Annotated in this window: 14 protein-coding genes; 11 read left to right on the top strand and 3 right to left on the bottom strand. The window is 66.1% G+C overall.

Annotated features, from left to right (window positions below):
• The first annotated feature begins 10 nt into the window (after nt 1–10).
• The 3 genes from ACQR1B_RS32540 to ACQR1B_RS32530 are packed head-to-tail and all read left to right on the top strand — an operon-like array spanning nt 11 to nt 2,063.
• A complete protein-coding gene (locus tag ACQR1B_RS32540; RefSeq protein ID WP_434836846.1) occupies nt 11–613 on the top strand; it encodes a DUF1989 domain-containing protein in 603 nt (200 codons plus the stop codon).
• Nucleotides 610–1,419, top strand: a complete 810-nt coding sequence (locus tag ACQR1B_RS32535) for an urea amidolyase associated protein UAAP1 (protein ID WP_434836847.1) — start codon at nt 610–612, stop codon at nt 1,417–1,419. Before ACQR1B_RS32540 ends, ACQR1B_RS32535 begins: the two co-directional genes overlap by 4 nt.
• Before the next feature lie 11 nt (nt 1,420–1,430).
• Nucleotides 1,431–2,063, top strand: coding sequence for an urea amidolyase associated protein UAAP2 (locus ACQR1B_RS32530; protein WP_434836848.1), 633 nt, complete (start codon nt 1,431–1,433; stop codon nt 2,061–2,063).
• 148 nt (nt 2,064–2,211) lie between these two features.
• Here the strand turns inward: ACQR1B_RS32530 and ACQR1B_RS32525 are convergent, their stop codons facing one another.
• The gene (locus ACQR1B_RS32525) at nt 2,212–3,600 is read right to left on the bottom strand and encodes an NAD(P)/FAD-dependent oxidoreductase (RefSeq protein WP_434836849.1); all 1,389 of its coding nucleotides are present in this window, start codon (nt 3,598–3,600) and stop codon (nt 2,212–2,214) included.
• Nucleotides 3,600–4,010, bottom strand: a complete 411-nt coding sequence (locus ACQR1B_RS32520; RefSeq protein ID WP_434836850.1) for a nuclear transport factor 2 family protein — start codon at nt 4,008–4,010, stop codon at nt 3,600–3,602. The genes ACQR1B_RS32525 and ACQR1B_RS32520 overlap by 1 nt, the downstream gene beginning before the upstream one ends.
• 186 nt (nt 4,011–4,196) lie before the next feature.
• On the opposite strand from ACQR1B_RS32520, the gene ACQR1B_RS32515 reads away from it, so the two are divergent.
• Nucleotides 4,197–5,015: a sulfite exporter TauE/SafE family protein gene (locus tag ACQR1B_RS32515; protein ID WP_434836851.1), complete on the top strand. Its 819-nt coding sequence runs from the start codon at nt 4,197–4,199 to the stop codon at nt 5,013–5,015.
• Here ACQR1B_RS32515 and ACQR1B_RS32510 read toward each other — a convergent pair.
• Nucleotides 4,990–6,561 carry a PLP-dependent aminotransferase family protein gene (locus tag ACQR1B_RS32510; RefSeq protein WP_434836899.1) on the bottom strand — a complete coding sequence of 524 codons (1,572 nt, stop codon included), beginning with the start codon at nt 6,559–6,561 and terminating at the stop codon, nt 4,990–4,992. The genes ACQR1B_RS32515 and ACQR1B_RS32510 overlap by 26 nt on opposite strands.
• Nucleotides 6,562–6,748: 187 nt before the next feature.
• On the opposite strand from ACQR1B_RS32510, the gene ACQR1B_RS32505 reads away from it, so the two are divergent.
• The 7 genes from ACQR1B_RS32505 to ACQR1B_RS32475 all read left to right on the top strand — a co-directional run bounded on the left by ACQR1B_RS32505 (nt 6,749) and on the right by ACQR1B_RS32475 (nt 14,945).
• Complete coding sequence (locus tag ACQR1B_RS32505) at nt 6,749–8,395, top strand: amidohydrolase (protein WP_434836852.1); 1,647 nt, start codon at nt 6,749–6,751, stop codon at nt 8,393–8,395.
• On the top strand, nt 8,392–9,333 hold the full coding sequence (locus ACQR1B_RS32500) for a CobW family GTP-binding protein (protein WP_434836853.1): 942 nt from the start codon (nt 8,392–8,394) through the stop codon (nt 9,331–9,333). Before ACQR1B_RS32505 ends, ACQR1B_RS32500 begins: the two co-directional genes overlap by 4 nt.
• A gap of 76 nt (nt 9,334–9,409) precedes the next feature.
• The gene (locus ACQR1B_RS32495; protein ID WP_434836854.1) at nt 9,410–11,005 is read left to right on the top strand and encodes an ABC transporter substrate-binding protein; all 1,596 of its coding nucleotides are present in this window, start codon (nt 9,410–9,412) and stop codon (nt 11,003–11,005) included.
• Between the two features lie 55 nt (nt 11,006–11,060).
• A complete protein-coding gene (locus ACQR1B_RS32490; RefSeq protein ID WP_434836855.1) occupies nt 11,061–12,041 on the top strand; it encodes an ABC transporter permease in 981 nt (326 codons plus the stop codon).
• Entirely contained in the window at nt 12,038–12,943 is a 906-nt protein-coding gene (locus ACQR1B_RS32485) for an ABC transporter permease (protein WP_434836856.1), read from the top strand. Before ACQR1B_RS32490 ends, ACQR1B_RS32485 begins: the two co-directional genes overlap by 4 nt.
• The gene (locus ACQR1B_RS32480; RefSeq protein ID WP_434836857.1) at nt 12,943–13,938 is read left to right on the top strand and encodes an ABC transporter ATP-binding protein; all 996 of its coding nucleotides are present in this window, start codon (nt 12,943–12,945) and stop codon (nt 13,936–13,938) included. Before ACQR1B_RS32485 ends, ACQR1B_RS32480 begins: the two co-directional genes overlap by 1 nt.
• A complete protein-coding gene (locus ACQR1B_RS32475) occupies nt 13,935–14,945 on the top strand; it encodes an ABC transporter ATP-binding protein (protein WP_434836858.1) in 1,011 nt (336 codons plus the stop codon). Before ACQR1B_RS32480 ends, ACQR1B_RS32475 begins: the two co-directional genes overlap by 4 nt.
• Nucleotides 14,946–15,395 lie beyond the last annotated feature (450 nt).

The following is a 15,395-nucleotide window of genomic DNA, read 5'->3' as shown; positions in this document are numbered from 1 at the left end:
AGAGAGTGTGATGGATCCGATCGAAATTCCGGCGCGGCGCGGCAAGGCGACGTTCGTCACGGCCGGCCAGGTGATCACGGTGATCAACACCCATGGCGAGCAGGTCGTCGACACCTGGGCCTTCAACCGCGCCGACCTGTCGGAGTTCATGTCGAACGAGCATACGCGGGCGCATTCGCTGCACCTGGTGCCGCGGCCGGGCGACGTGCTCCGGACGAACAAGCGCCGGCCGATCCTGACCCTGGTCGAGGACACCTCGGGCGGCATTCACGACACCCTGATTGCCGCCTGCGACCGCTATCGCTACGCGTTTCTCGGGCACGAGGGCCACCACGACAATTGCACCGACAATCTGTTTGCCGGCATGGCCGAGCTCGGCCTGACGCCGCCGGAGGTGCCGAGCCCGCTCAACCTGTTCATGAACATTCCCTGGGACGCCGACGGCACGCTCGGCTTCGCCGCGCCGCCGCGTCCCGTTCCCGGCGGCCATGTGCGGTTGCGCGCGGAGATGGATCTGGTGATCGCATTCTCCGCCTGTCCGCAGGACATCCTGCCGATCAACGGCAAGGCCGGGAAGCCGGTCGAGGCGCATTTTACGGTGACATCAGCATGAGCGCGCAGGCCAAGGCGGAGCGGGCGGCAGCCAACCGTCGCCGCTACGAGGAGCTTCGTGCGGCGGGGCAGGAACTGAAGCAACTGCCCGCGCCGACGGCCCTCGACGGCGCGCCGATCGCAGAGGACGCGATCATCCAGACCGAGCAGGTGCCGCCCGGCTGGCACGCGACAATGCGGCTGTCGCGCGGCGAGGCGCTGCGCATCAGCGATGATCTTGGCCGCTCCAGCGTGTCGCTGCTGGCGTGGCGCAGCGAGGATCCTTGCGAGCGGATCAACTGCGCCGACACCGTGAAGGTGCAATGGAGCGCAGCGCTGTCGAAGGGCCGGATGATCCTTTCGGACATGGGACGGGTGCTGCTGTCGGTGATCGAGGATACGTCTGGCGCGCATGATCTGCTGGTCGGTGGCTCGACCGCGGACTCGACGCTTTCGGCCTATGGCGAGGTGATGCGCAACACGCAGGCGAACTTCATCTCGGCCGCCGCCAAGATCGGACTGGGCCTGCGCGACATCCCGCCCTGCGTGACCTTCTTTGCGCCGGTGACGACGGACGCGACCGGGCGCTTCGTCTGGCACGCCGCGCGCAAGCGCCCCGGCGATTTCGTCGATCTGCGCGCCGAGATGAACCTGATCGTTGCGGTCTCCAACTGCGTCCATCCGCTCGATCCGGCGCGGCCGGCCGCGACCGCGCCGATCACCCTGGTCCGGCACCGGCTGCCGCCACCTTCAGCCAACGACGTCTGCCGCACGGCCTCGCCGGAAGCGGTGCGCGCCTACGCCTACACCGATCAGCTGTTCGCCTGAGGAGCGTGATCATGTCATCGACCGATCTCGGCCATCTCGTCTATAGCTTCGACATTCCCGCCGAGCAGCCCTGGTCGCGGGTGCTGAAGAGGGGCCAGACGCTCCGCATCATCGACAGCGAGGGCGAGCAGGCGGTGGACGCGCTGATCTACGTCGCCGCTGACACCGCCGAGCGCTACAGCGCGCAGGACACCTTGCGCGTCCAGGGCTCGGCCTATCTCGAGCTTGGGACGCGGCTGATCTCCAACCGCGGCCGGGTGATGGCGCGGATCACCGCCGACACCTGCGGCCGCCACGACACTTCGGCGGGCTGCTGCTCGTGCGAGAGCAATGCCGTGCGCTTCGGGGAGGCGACGCGCTACCTGCATGCCTGCCGGGAGAACTTCATCCTGGAGCTGTCGCGGCATGGTCTCACCAAGCGCGACATCGTCTCCAACCTGAACTTCTTCATGGACGTCCCGATTGAGCCCACCGGCAATTTCACCGTGCTCGACGGCCCCTCGGTGCCGGGCAACCACGTCGACGTGACCGCGGAGATGGACGTGCTGTTCGTGATCTCGAATTGTCCGCAGGTCAACAATCCGTGCAACGGTTTCGATCCGACGCCGATCCGAGTGGAAATCAGGGAAGCGCCTACGGCATGAGAGCCCTCGATTTTGCCCGAGCGACTCGTCGCAACGCACCACATAGGACAGGTTAATCTGTCGGAAGCAACCGCGTCGCTCGACGGAATGAACCTCTGGTTTCGCAGGCGCATGCTCGTCTGATTGATTTTGCAACAAACAAGAGAGCTCAACTTGCCTCGTCGCGTAGGTGATACCAGCGATAGAGCAGGCGCTGGCCGATGCGGCGGAACGGCGCGAAGGGATGCGTCGGCAGCGCCGAGGTGAAGATCGGCAGATCCTGCCCTTTGAACGCCTGGCCGGCCAGCATCTGCGCCATGCGGCGGCCGGCCTGGGCCGAATAGGAAACGCCGTTGCCGCCGTAGCCGAGCGCATAGACCAGCTTCGCCTGGGGATCGGGACGCACGATGCGCGGCATCATGTCGTGGCTGACATCGACCCAGCCCCACCACGAATAGTCGATCTCGATGCCTGTGAGCGCGGGAAACTTGCGGTGCAGGCCGTCGATCAGGAGCTGGAGGTGCCGGTCATGCGCGGCGTCGGCACCGGTGATGGCGCTGCGGCTGCCGATCTGAACCCGGTTGTCCGGCAGCAGGCGGTAGTAGTAGCGCAAGGTGCGCGTGTCGGTGATCACCTGCCGGGTCTTGAAGCCGGTCGCCGCGACTTCGGCCGCAGTCAGCGGGCGTGTCACCAGCGAGTTCGACAGGATCGGCATGCAGCGGCCGGACAATTCCGGCGTCAGCCCGAGCGAGGTATAGGCGCCGGTGGCGATGCCGACGCCGTTCACGGTCACTTTGCCGCCGGGGGTGTGCAGGATGAACCTGCCGTCGCGATGCTCGATGCGCATCACGGGGCTTGCGGTATGAACCTGCACGCCGAGCGCGCGCGCCATCTGCAGATAGCCGAAGGCGAGCTTGGCCGGATGTACGCCCGTCCCAAGCGGCTCGTGCACCGCGCCGACGGCCTCGGCCTCGTTGACGAAGTCGCTCGCCAGTTCCTCACGCGACATCACCCGCGAGGCGTAGCCGAACACATCGTTGAGCACCTTGGATTCCGCTGCGATCTTGTCGAGGTTGCGCTGGCGGTGAGCAATGTAGAGGTGACCGCCGCGCTGCGGCTCGACATCGATCGGGCTCGTTCGCACCAGTTCCTCGAAGGTCTCGAAGCCCTCGGTGACCTCGGCGTGCATCCGCTTGGCGACGTCCAGGCCCCAGCGTTGGATCCATTGCGAGCGAGTCAGGCGGCCCGAGGCATTCTGTGCCTGTCCGCCGTTGCGCGTGCTGCAACCCCAGGCCACGCGGTTGGCTTCGAGCACCACCGCCTTGATGCCGTGCTCGCGCGCCAGGAAGATCGCGCAGGCAAGGCCGGTGTAGCCCGACCCGATGATGGCGACGTCGGCCGTCGTGTCGGCCGTGACCGGACCGTCGCTCTCCGGCGGCTTGCCAGCCGTCGCGATCCAGTAGGTCGGGGCGTAGTTGCGGTTGCGACCCGGTCCGTCGGAAATGAGCGGATCGTAGTGCGGATCATAAGGCGCCGCAGGCAAACTGTGCATGTTCATCACGCGGCACTCCCGCTCGCGGCCGGCTGCGGTGGCCGGTCCTTGCGGAAGGCGCTCTTCACGCAGATCTTGTCGCCGCGGAAGCTGAACAAGTCGCAGCCCTGGACCTCGATGCGCCAGCCATCCGGCGCGGTACCGCGGAACGTCCATTCGGATAGTGCCCGATCGCCGAACACGGCGTGGCGCGTGCACTCCCAACTCACGTCAGGCATGCCGCTCCAGGTCGCCTCGAACGCGGCGCGCACGTCGGCGGCGCCGCTGATGCGACGGCCGCAAATGTCGGGGCCGGCGGCCGCGTCGAATACGATGTCGTCGGTCATGCAGGCCATCACGCCTGCGCCGTCGTGACGGTTGAAAGCGGCGAACAGCGTGTCGAGCAGTTCGCTGCGGACGGTTTCGATATCGGCCATGTCATGTCCTCACGCATCACGCCGCGACATCTGCGGGGCGTCGCTTGCATGTGCCATGCGATCGGCCGCAGGCCCTAGAACCAGGGCGGGTGACCTCTGCGGCCAGAACTGGTCCGGTGGCCGGGCACGGGCTGGCCCTTTCGTCGCTGTGACGGACTTGCTGACTGGGCCGATGACTCGACCCTTGTGTTCTTACGCCCCACGCTGACGATGGCCCTGCAGGAACTGGCCGTCGCCGTCCACGACATCGCCGCCACATCGCTGCCGAGCCCGGCCCTGGTGCTGGCCGCCGCACTATCGATCTTTGCCGCGGCGCTGGTGCGGGGCTTCACCGGCTTCGGCTTCGCGCTGACAGCCGTGCCGCTGCTCGGCCTGTTCATGCCGCCGACACAATCGGTGCCGGTTGCCGTCTGCCTGCAACTTCTCATCGGGCTCAGCGATTTACCGCGCGCATCGCGTGTCTGCGACTGGTCGTCTTTGCGCTGGCTGATCCTGGGCGGCCTGATCGGCTCACCGATCGGCGCGCTGGTGCTGAGCCTGGTGTCCGCGTCGGCGGCGCGCATCCTCATCGCGCTGATCACCGTCGGCGCAGTCGTGCTGCTCAATGCGGGATTTCGGCTGGCTGCGGCGCCCGCGGGCTGGATCACGGCGCTGGTCGGTCTCGTCGCCGGTCTGTTCAATGGACTTGCGGGCATGCCCGGACCGCCCGTGATCGTCTACTACAATGCGGGTCCGTTCGGCCGGGTTGCCGCGCGTGCTTCGATGATGGTGTTCTTCCTCGTCTCTTCGATCGTTGCGACCGCCAGCCTCGCATGGTTCGGGCTGCTGGACCTGCATATCGCGGTCCTTACCGGGCTCGGCATTCCCGTAATGCTGGCCGGCGCCTGGCTCGGCGATCTCGGTTTTCATCGCGGCAGCGACACGCTGCACCGCCGGGTGTCGATCGCAAGTCTCGCGGTTGTCGCGGTCGGCAGCGCGCTCAAGGGGCTGAGCGACCTGCTGTAGCCACGCAGGTGTCCCGTCGAGACACGTGCTGGGCGAAGATCTCGCCGAGCTTGGCGATCCCCGCGGCGATCCGGTCGGTGCGGATCGAGGAGAAGCCGAGACGGAAACAGTTGCGCGTGGCCTCCGCGTTCATCGAGAACACATCGCCGGGCTCGATGACCACGCCCTCGGCGCGCGCCGCCTCCGACAGCTTCACCGCGTCCGTTCCCGCAGGGCAGGTGATCCAGTAGCTGGTGCTGCCCGGGCCGCGCGACCAGCTGCAGTCCGGCAAGGCCTGCGGCAGCAGTTCGTCGAGCAGGGCCGCGCGTTCGAGCAGCACGCGGCCGACCTGCTGCAGATGCGACCGGTAGTGTCCGAGGCCGATGAACAATGCCGCGACGCGCTGGTTGTTCAGCGGCGGATGGCGCAGCATCAGCCGGCGCAGCGCGCGCAACTCGCGGATGACGGGCGCCGGCGCCACGACATAGCCGAGCCGCAGGCCGGGCGCCAAGGCCTTCGACAGGCTGCCGACATAGAGCACGCTCTGGTCGCGGTCCAGACTCATCAGCGGCGGCAGGCCGCTGCCTTCCGGAATCAGTTCGCTTTCATAGTCGTCCTCGATCAGGACGATGTCGCGCTCGCGCGCGACCTTGAGAATCTCCTCGCGGCGAGCCCGCGACATCGCGGCCGTGGTCGGGCATTGGTGGCTCGCGGTCACATAGGCCATCGCGCAGCGCGCGAACGCCTCGTCGGGCACCAGGCCCTGATCGTCGAGCCGCAGCGGCACGACGTGGGACGTCATCATGCCGAAGATGTTGCGCGCATCCGGATACCCGGGGTCCTCCATGCCGATCGGCGTGTCGGGCTTCAGGAACAGCTTGGCAATTAGATAAAGAGCATGCTGCGCCCCGATCGTGAGCATGATCTCGTCGGCGCGGGCGCGGATGCCGCGGCGCGGCAGCACCTGCCGCTGCAATTGTTCGATCAGCGCCGGATCGTCGCCGTCGATCATGTCGCGCGCCCAGTTGTTGATCTCGGGGACGCTGAGCGCCGCGCGCGCGCTTTCACGCCAGTCATTGGTCGGAAACAGGCTCGGATCGAACTGGCCAAAGATGAAGGGATAGGGATAGGTCTGCCAATCGAGCGGCTTGACGATGTTGCGAAGCGCCGACGGCTGCAGCGCGAACCGCTCGGTCCAGCGCCGGCTGTAGACCTCCGTCGCCGGCTGCCTGGCTTCGCCGATCTGCTTGGGCAGGCCGGCCACGAAATAGCCGCTGCGTTCGCGCGACACCAGGAAGTTCTGGTCGACGAGCTGCTCGTAGGCGATGACGATGGTGTTGCGCGAGACCTTGAGCAGCGCGGCGAGGTCGCGGCTGGACGGCATGCGTACGCCGAGCGGCAGACGGCCGTCCTCGATCGCGGTCACGATCATCTGCCGAATCTGAAGCTGGAGGAAGCTGCCGCCGCGATCCAGCCCGTCGAACAGCGAGCCCCAGAACAGGACGTCGTGGAGCGGAACCGTCGGTCCGGCTGCTTCGGAACGCCGCAGGGGAGCGAATTTTGTCATCGAAATGCTTGGTCCTGGGAGCTGGCAGATGCGCGAATCTAAAGCAAAAACCGCGCCATAGCGGAATGCTTCTGGACGTGTTTCGCATGGGCTGGCTCCATTTGTGCATGGCATCTGGCGCTGGCCTGGACTCATTCGAGACCGCAGGCTTCCCAAAACGGCTCTTGGGAAGTTGTAGGAGTCCACGGTGAGCTCAGCTACGGTCGTCTACTCAGCCCGCAGGATCGTGACGATGAACCCGTCGCGTCCCTTCGCGACGCATGTTGCCGTGCGGGAGGGGCGGATCGTTGCGGTCGGCAGTGAGGCGGAGATCGCGCAATTCGCTCAGGACGGCCAGGTCGACGCCCGCTTTCGCGACAAGGTGCTGCTGCCCGGCTTCGTCGAGGGCCATAGCCACATCATGGAAGGCATCATGTGGTCGCTGCCCTATGTCGGAGCGTTCGAACGGCGCTCGCCGGAGGGCAGGGCCGTCGCCGGCGTTCCCGACATCGATGCCATCGTCGCGCGGCTCCGTGAGGCCGAAGCCGGGATGGCCGATCCGAATGCGACGCTGTTCGCCTGGGGTTTCGATCCGCTGCATATCGGTGGCCAGAAGCTGACACGCGAAGCGCTGGACCGGGTCTCGACCACGCGGCCGATCATGGTGATCCACGCCAGCTTCCACATCAGCGTGGTCAACACCGTGGTGCTGGAGCGCACCCAGCTCCTGCGCGCCACCGACATCTCCGGCGTCGTCGCTGGCGCCGACGGGCTGGCCAGCGGCGAACTGCAGGGCATCGCGGCCAGGCTGCGGGCGTTCCGCCTGGTGGGTAATCCGTTGTCGGAGCTGCTGACCTTGTCCGACGTGCAGCGCTACGCGTCGTCGGCCTGCGTACAGGGCGTGACCACGATCACCGATCTGCACAACGACCTTAGCGAGACCACGCTGGAGCTCTACCGCTCGGCGACGCAGCAGGCGGATTTCGGTGTACGCTTGGTGCCCGCGCTGGCCTCGGCCACGCATAGCCCGGAGCAGGCGATCGAAAAGATCGCGGCGCTGCGCGAGTCCGGCAACGACAAGCTGCATTACGGCATCGTCAAGCTGGTCGTCGACGGCTCGATCCAGGGCTTCACCGCGCGCCTGCGCTGGCCCGGCTATCACAATGGCGCGCCGAACGGCCTCTGGTACATCGCACCTGAAGATCTGCCGCGCCTGGTCGGTCTCTACCACAAGGCCGGCATCCAGCTTCATATCCACACCAATGGCGACGAGGCCACCGAGCTTGCGCTCGACGCGGTGGAGAAGGTGCAGACCGCGCATCCGCGCCCCGATCATCGCCATACGCTGCAGCATTGCCAGATGGCCGATGCGGCGCAATTCCGCCGCATGAAGACACTCGGCATGTGCGTCAACCTGTTTGCCAATCACGTCTTCTACTGGGGCGATTCCCACTACGAGCTGACGATGGGGCCGGAGCGCGCCGGACGTCTCGACGCCACCGGTACCGCGCAGCGGATCGGCGTTCCGTTCTCGATTCACTCCGATGCGCCGGTGACCCCGTTGTCGCCGCTGTTCACCGCCTGGTGCGCGGTCAACCGCGTGTCGTCGTCGGGGCGTAAGCTCGGTGCCGAGACCGAGGCGCTGAGCGTGGAGCAGGCGCTTTGCGCCATCACGATCGGTGCAGCCTACACGCTCAAGCTCGATCATCTCGTCGGCAGCATCGAGACCGGCAAATATGCCGACTTTGCCGTCCTCGAGCAGGACCCTTTCGCGGTCGCGCCCGAGGCGCTGAAGGATGTTCCGGTCTGGGGAACGGTGGTCGGCGGCGTCGTCAAGGAGGCGCCGCGCGCATGACGACGGCAGCGCCCATTCCGTTCACCGTGATCGGCGGCTTTCTCGGCGCCGGCAAGACGACGCTGCTCAATCGGCTGTTGTCCGGCAGCACCGAGCGCTGTGCGGTGCTGGTGAACGATTTCGGCGAGATCAATGTCGACGCCGCCCTGATCCGCAGCCATGACGGAACGACGATGTCTCTGACCAATGGCTGCGTCTGCTGCAGCATCGGGGCGGGATTCCTCGACACGCTGGCGCGGCTGCTCGACGATGTCGGCCGCTTCGACCGCGTCGTCATTGAGGCCAGCGGCGTCGGTGATCCCTGGCGCATCGCGGAGATCGCGCTGGTCGAACCGTCGCTGCGGCTCGACGGCGTCGTCGTGCTGGCCGACGCCGCCCGCATCGCGACGCAGTGCGACGACCGGCGTGTCGGCGAGACCGTCCGCAATCAGTTCGCCAAGTGCGACGTCGTGCTGCTGAGCAAGTGCGATCTGGTGATCGAGACCCAGCGCAATGCGGCATGCGCGGTGATCCGTGCCATCCGGCCGGACGTGTCGATCGAGCCGCTGTCGGCCGTGACCCCCGCCAATCAGGCGGTTTTCGGACGGGGGCAGGCTGCGCGTTTCCGGTCAGACCCTGTCGAGGAGACGGTCGATCACGAAAGCGATTTCCGCCGCTGGACCTATCGGCGTGACGGCCGCTTCGATCGTGCTAGGCTGGCCCTCGCTGTAAGCGCCTTGCCGCAACAATTGCTGCGTCTGAAGGGCACCTGCATGATCGACGGGGACGCGGGGGCGCAAGTGTTCCAACTGGTGTCGCGCAACTGGTCGCTGACGCCCGCGGAGCAGGACACGACAGCGGCTGCGGAGACGATCGCGCTTGCGGGGGTCGGCACCGCCGATCTTCCATCGGATCGCGAGCTCGATGCGATCCTCGACCGCGCGCTGACCGCAGCATGACGACATCGATGACATCCGACCACCAAACCACTTTCTCATCATCCACCCGGTCGTGAACCAGGAAAGCGGGATAGCCATGTTGATCAGACGACATTTTGTGCTGGGAGCTCTCGGTCTCGTTGCGGCCACGGTTGCATCCCCCGTGGCGCAGGCGCAGTCACCCGGCGGCAATACGCTCGTGGTCGCCACCACGCAGGTGCCGCGCCATTTCAACGGCGCCGTTCAATCGGGCATGGCCACGGCGATGCCGACAGCCCAGATCTTCGCAAGCCCGCTGCGCTATGACGACAAGTGGAATCCGCAGCCCTACCTCGCGCAGTCGTGGGAGGTCGCGGCGGACGGACTTTCCGTCACGCTGCACCTCGTCAAGGACGCGGTGTTCCATGACGGCCATCCCGTGACGTCGGAGGACGTGGCGTTTTCGATCATGGCCATCAAGGCCAATCATCCATTCCAGACGATGCTGGCTGCGGTTGACAAGGTCGAGACGCCGGATCCCTCGACCGCGATCATCCGACTGAAGAATCCGAGCCCGTCACTGCTGTTGGCGATGTCTCCGGCGCTGATGCCGATCCTGCCCAAGCACATCTATGGCGACGGCCAGGACCTGAAGACGCATCCGGCGAACCTGAAGCCGATCGGGTCCGGTCCGTTCAAGCTGACCGAGTACAAGCAGGGCGAATATTATACGCTGGAGAAGTTCGACAAGTTCTTCATTCCCGGCCGGCCCAAGCTCGACAAGATCGTGGTGCGGCTTGTTTCGGACCAGAATGCGGCCGTGGTCTCGATGGAGCGCGGCGATTTCAGCGCGCTTCCTTTCATCGCCGGTGCGCGTGACATCGACCGTCTGCAGAAAGCGTCCAACCTGGTCGTGACCGACAAGGGCATGGCGGGCGTCGGCCCGGTCAACTGGCTCGCTTTCAACACCAGGAAGAAGCCGCTCGACGACGTCCGTGTGCGCCAGGCGATCGCGTACGCTGCGAACCGCGATTTCATCGTCTCCAAGCTGATGAGCGGCAAGGCGACGCCCGCGCTCGGGCCGATCGCGCCGGATTCGCCGCTCGCCGAAGCCGGCGTCGAGTCCTACAAGGTCGACTATGCGAAGTCGGCGGCGCTGCTGGATGCGGCGGGCTACGCCAAGGGCGCCGACGGTTCGCGCTTCTCGCTGACCATCGACTACATTCCCGGTGCCGACGAGCAGCAGCGCAACGTCGCGGAATACATGCGCTCGCAGCTCAAGCGCGTCGGCATCAATCTCGAGGTGCGCGCCGCGCCGGATTTCCCGACCTGGGCGCAGCGCGTGTCCAACTTCGATTTCGACCTGACCATGGATACCGTCTACAATTGGGGCGACCCGGTGATCGGCGTCAACCGGACCTACCTGACGTCGAACATCCGCAAGGGCATCATCTGGTCGAACACGCAGCAATACTCCAACCCCAAGGTTGACGAGCTGCTGCAGGCGGCGGCGGTCGAAACCTCGCCCGAGAAGCGCAAGGCCCTGTACTCGGAGTTCCAGAAGATCGTCGTCTCCGACGTTCCGATCTATTTCATCAACGTCACCCCGTACTACAATGCCTTCGCCAAGGGGCTCGGCAATCTTCCGACCTCGATCTGGGGCATGATGTCGCCGCTCGACGAGCTGTACTGGGAAACGCCGTCGAAGACCTGAGGCCGGCCCGACTGGACATTCGCTTCACGACAATCTCCAGGAGAGTTTCTGCACCATGGCATTCGCCACCCATCTGGCCAGGCAGATCATCAACGCGGCAGCCTTGCTGATCGCCGTGCTGGTGCTGAACTTCTGCCTGATCCACCTTGCTCCCGGCGATCCCGTCCAGGTGATCGCCGGCGAGATGGGCGGCGCATCCGCCGATGTCGTTGCGGAGCTGCGCACCAAATATGGCCTCGACCAGAGCCTGATGCAGCAGCTCTCCATCTATCTCGGCAATGTCGCCGTCGGCGATTTCGGTTATTCGTACTATTTCAACCAGCCGGTGCTCGGACTGATCCTGCAGCGGCTGCCGGCAACGCTCTATCTGGCGCTGTGCGCGCTGGTCGGCGCGCTGACCATCGGCACCTTGCTCGGGATCGTCAGCGCGCGCAAGCCGAACGGCCTGTTCAGCCATGCGGTGACGGTGGTTTCGCTGGCGGGCTACGCGGCGCCGGTGTTCTGGACCGGGCTGCTGCTGCTGCTGCTGTTCGGCTCGGTCTGGCCGATTCTTCCCGTGGTCGGCATGGCCGACGTCGTCAATCCCAAGCATGGCCTTGCCTATGCGCTCGACGTCGCCCGCCATCTGGTGTTGCCGTCGCTGACGCTGGCGCTGGTGTTCATCGCGCAGTACAGCCGTCTGGCGCGCGTCAACATGATCGATGCGCTCTCGGCCGACTACGTCCGCACCGCTCGCGCCAAGGGCCTGCCGGAATGGCTCGTGGTCGGCAAGCACGCGCTGCGCAACACGCTGATCCCGATCGTGACGGTCGCCGGTCATCAGTTCGGCAATTTGCTAGCCGGCGCTGTGCTGGTCGAGACCGTCTTCAGTTGGCCTGGCATGGGCCGGCTCGTGTTCGATTCCATTCTGCGTCGCGACTATCCGACCCTGATGGCCGTGCTGTTCTTCTCTGCCCTGATCGTGATGACTGCAAACATTCTGACCGATGTGATCTACCGGTTGATCGACCCGCGTATCCGGACGGGGCGGCGATGACGACGATGGAGGCTTCCTCGCCGATACCTGCGCCGCAGATCGACCTTCCCGCCCGGGCCGCCGTGTCGCCCGGGCGCGTGGCTTTGCAGCAATTCATGAAGAGTCCGTCGGGGGTCGCGGGGGCCTGCATGCTGGTCCTGATCATCCTGGTGGCCGCGATCGGACCGTCGCTCTATCCGGTCGATCCGCTGGATCTCGTCGGAGCACCGCTCATGCCACCCGATGCCGACGCCTGGTTCGGGACCGACTATCTCGGCCGCGACATTCTGGCCGGATTGATCCATGGCGGTCGCGCGACGCTCGCGGTCGGCGCCGTCGCTGCACTCATCACGATCGCGATCGGGCTCGTCGTCGGCGCCGTCGGCGGCTTCTTCGGCGGGGCGATCGATGCGGCGCTGGTCAAGATCACCGAGTTTTTCCAGGTCCTGCCGCCGCTGCTGTTCGCGATGGTGCTGGTGACCCTGTTCGGGCCGAAGCTGACCACGATTACGCTCGCGATCGGCGGGGTGAGCTGGACCTCGGTGGCGCGGCTGACGCGGGCGGAGTTCATGCGGCTGCGCGACCTCGATTTCGTCAAGGCCTCGCGCGCGGCGGGCGCGTCCAGCGCCAACCTGATCCTGCGCGTCTTGCTGCCCAATGCGCTCCCAGCCGTGATCGTATCGGCGACGCTGGCGATCGGTGTCGCCATCCTGTTCGAGGGCGGACTGAGCTTCCTCGGGCTCGGCGATCCCAACGTCATGAGCTGGGGGCTGATGCTGGGCCAGAATCGCAACTACATTCTCGATGCGTGGTGGGCGGTGATGTTTCCGGGCGCTGCGATCTTCCTCGCGGTGCTCGCCACCAGCCTGGTCGGCGACGGTCTCAACGATGCGATCAACCCGCGGCTGCGACGGAGGTCGTGATGAGTGCGCTGCTCGAAGTCGACAAGCTCAATGTGAGCATGCGCAACGGCTCCGGCCGCCTCGTGCCGGTCATCGAGAACCTGTCGTTCACGGTTGCACCGGCGCAGACCCTGGCGCTGGTCGGCGAGTCCGGCTGTGGCAAGAGCATGACGGCGCTGGCCCTGATGCGGCTGCTGCCGGAGGATTTCGTCATCACGTCCGGCCGCATCATGCTGGAGGGCAGGGACGTTCTGACCTTGCCGCCGCGTGAGATGCGGACGTTGCGTGGCAGCGCCATGTCGATGATCTTCCAGGAGCCGATGACCGCGCTCAATCCGCTGTTCACGGTGGGCGACCAGATTGGCGAGGTGCTGCGCTGGCACCGCGGGCTCGATCGGGCCGCTGCGCGGGCGCATGCCGTCGATTTGCTCCGTGCGGTGCAGATCCCGGCCGCCGAGCAGAGGATCGACGCCTATCCGCATCAGCTCTCGGGCGGCATGCGCCAGCGCGTGATGATCGCGATGGCGCTGGCCGGGCGGCCGAAACTATTGATCGCCGACGAGCCGACCACCGCGCTCGACGTGACGGTGCAGGCACAGATCTTCGACCTGCTGGCCGACCTGCAGCACAGCACCGGGACGGCGATCCTGCTGATCACCCATGATCTCGGCGCGGTCGCCGAACTCGCCCACCAGATTCTGGTGCTCTACGCCGGACGCTGCATCGAGGCCGGCGCATCCAGCGAGATCGTGAAATCACCGCGCCATCCCTACACGCGCGGTCTGCTCGGCTGTGTGCCGCATCTCGCACTCGGACAGGCGCCGCAGCCCTGGGTCGATCTCGGCGAGATTCCCGGCATGGTGCCCCCACTCGGCGCGCGCGGCGCCGATTGCGCCTTTCTGGCAAGATGTGCGCAGGCCCGCGACGTGTGCCGTGCGAAGCCGCAGCCTGCGCTGGAACCAATTGCACAAGGCCATGCGGTGTCCTGCTGGCGCAAGGCGGAGATCGCGGCATGAGCATGGCTGAGGCGATCCGCGGCACAGGCACCCGCGAGGTGCTGCTCGACGTCAACGACCTCGTCGTGCATTTTCCGGCCGGCCGCCGCGATGGCAAGCCGTCTTTCGTGCACGCGGTCGACGGCGTCAGCTTCCGCGTTCGCCGCGGCACCACCTTCGGCATCGTCGGCGAGAGCGGCTCGGGCAAGTCCACCACCGCGCAGGCGGTGATGCGGCTGGTGCCGGCGACGTCCGGCCAGATCGTGTTCGGCAACCGCGACATCGCAGGCCTCACCGGGCGGCGGTTGCGCGAGGTCCGACGGCACCTGCAGATCGTATTCCAGGATCCGTTCTCGGCGCTCAACCCGCGCCGCCGCGCCGGCGACCAGATCCGCGAGCCGCTCGATCTGCTCGGAATCGGAACGCGCCGCGAGCGGGACGAGCGGGTGCGCAGGCTGCTGGCCGAGGTCGGCCTGCCGCCGCAGGCCGCCGATCTGTTTCCGCATCAATTCTCGGGCGGCCAGCGGCAGCGGCTGTGCATCGCACGCGCGATGGCGCCCGAGCCGGACCTCATCGTCTGCGACGAGGCGGTGTCCGCGCTCGACGTGGCGATCCAGGCGCAGATCCTGAACCTGTTGAAGCGGCTGCAGCGCGAGCGTGATCTCACCTACATCTTCATCTCGCACGATCTCGGCGTGATCCAGAAGTTCTGCGACGAGGTCGCGGTGATGTATCTCGGCAAGATCGTCGAGCAGGCGCCGGCCGCCCAGATCTTCGCCGCGCCCCGCCATCCCTACACCTGGTCGCTGATTGCAGCCGCCGCACCGCCCGGACCCATGCGCGACGAGTTGAAGCGCCGCCATCTCGTCAAGGGCGATCCGCCGAGCCCGGTCGACCCGCCCCCCGGCTGTCGTTTCGCGCAGCGATGTCCGGCCGTGATCGATACATGCACGCAGCATCTTCCGGTGTTGGATGCGATCGGACCGCACCACTACGTCGCCTGTCATCGTGTCGCAGAGCTGCCTTGATCGGCGATCCTTGCGGACGCGTTCCAGGATCGTTGCAAGGTCGCCGATACGAGGTTGCCGTGGGATTTCGCCAGACGGGGAAGATGTCGACCAGCGTCGGCGCTTGGAGCCGGCGTTGCCGTCTGACCGCAAATGAAGGTCATCGCGGGGCTCGTTCGTAAGCGACCCGATGCGAAGGTTAGAAATGCTCATTGCAGTGCAGGCGACGGCGGCTGATAGTTGCCGGGCGCGCTCGGCGTGGCAGCGCAATATGTTCCCGTGGAACCAAGAGCCCGAACGCCGTCGGTCCTGGCCACGGCGTCGTCGAACGATCTATGCGCGTCGCGGGCGAGTAGGGGTCTTGCGCAATGACTTTTGATCACCGATCTGTTGGGATTGCTGCCCTGGCATCTCTCGTATTTTGGCTGGCGGCGGAACGATCGACTGCGCGACCGGACATTCGGTATCAGA

Source organism: Bradyrhizobium oligotrophicum, from assembly GCF_051168495.1.
Lineage (GTDB): Bacteria > Pseudomonadota > Alphaproteobacteria > Rhizobiales > Xanthobacteraceae > Bradyrhizobium > Bradyrhizobium oligotrophicum_A.
The sequence above is the reverse complement of the archived record's forward strand: the minus strand, read 5'-3'. Positions and strand labels throughout refer to the sequence as shown.

Excerpts from the sequence above, each read along its gene's own strand:
- ACQR1B_RS32490 (WP_434836855.1), top strand. The coding sequence starts at position 11,061 with ATGGCATTCGCCACCCATCTGGCCAGGCAGATCATCAACGCGGCAGCC.
- ACQR1B_RS32510 (WP_434836899.1), bottom strand. The coding sequence starts at position 6,561 with ATGACAAAATTCGCTCCCCTGCGGCGTTCCGAAGCAGCCGGACCGACG.
- ACQR1B_RS32520 (WP_434836850.1), bottom strand. The coding sequence starts at position 4,010 with ATGGCCGATATCGAAACCGTCCGCAGCGAACTGCTCGACACGCTGTTC.
- ACQR1B_RS32535 (WP_434836847.1), top strand. The coding sequence starts at position 610 with ATGAGCGCGCAGGCCAAGGCGGAGCGGGCGGCAGCCAACCGTCGCCGC.
- ACQR1B_RS32525 (WP_434836849.1), bottom strand. The coding sequence starts at position 3,600 with ATGAACATGCACAGTTTGCCTGCGGCGCCTTATGATCCGCACTACGAT.
- ACQR1B_RS32530 (WP_434836848.1), top strand. The coding sequence starts at position 1,431 with ATGTCATCGACCGATCTCGGCCATCTCGTCTATAGCTTCGACATTCCC.
- ACQR1B_RS32540 (WP_434836846.1), top strand. The coding sequence starts at position 11 with ATGGATCCGATCGAAATTCCGGCGCGGCGCGGCAAGGCGACGTTCGTC.
- ACQR1B_RS32500 (WP_434836853.1), top strand. The coding sequence starts at position 8,392 with ATGACGACGGCAGCGCCCATTCCGTTCACCGTGATCGGCGGCTTTCTC.
- ACQR1B_RS32475 (WP_434836858.1), top strand. The coding sequence starts at position 13,935 with ATGAGCATGGCTGAGGCGATCCGCGGCACAGGCACCCGCGAGGTGCTG.
- ACQR1B_RS32480 (WP_434836857.1), top strand. The coding sequence starts at position 12,943 with ATGAGTGCGCTGCTCGAAGTCGACAAGCTCAATGTGAGCATGCGCAAC.
- ACQR1B_RS32485 (WP_434836856.1), top strand. The coding sequence starts at position 12,038 with ATGACGACGATGGAGGCTTCCTCGCCGATACCTGCGCCGCAGATCGAC.
- ACQR1B_RS32495 (WP_434836854.1), top strand. The coding sequence starts at position 9,410 with ATGTTGATCAGACGACATTTTGTGCTGGGAGCTCTCGGTCTCGTTGCG.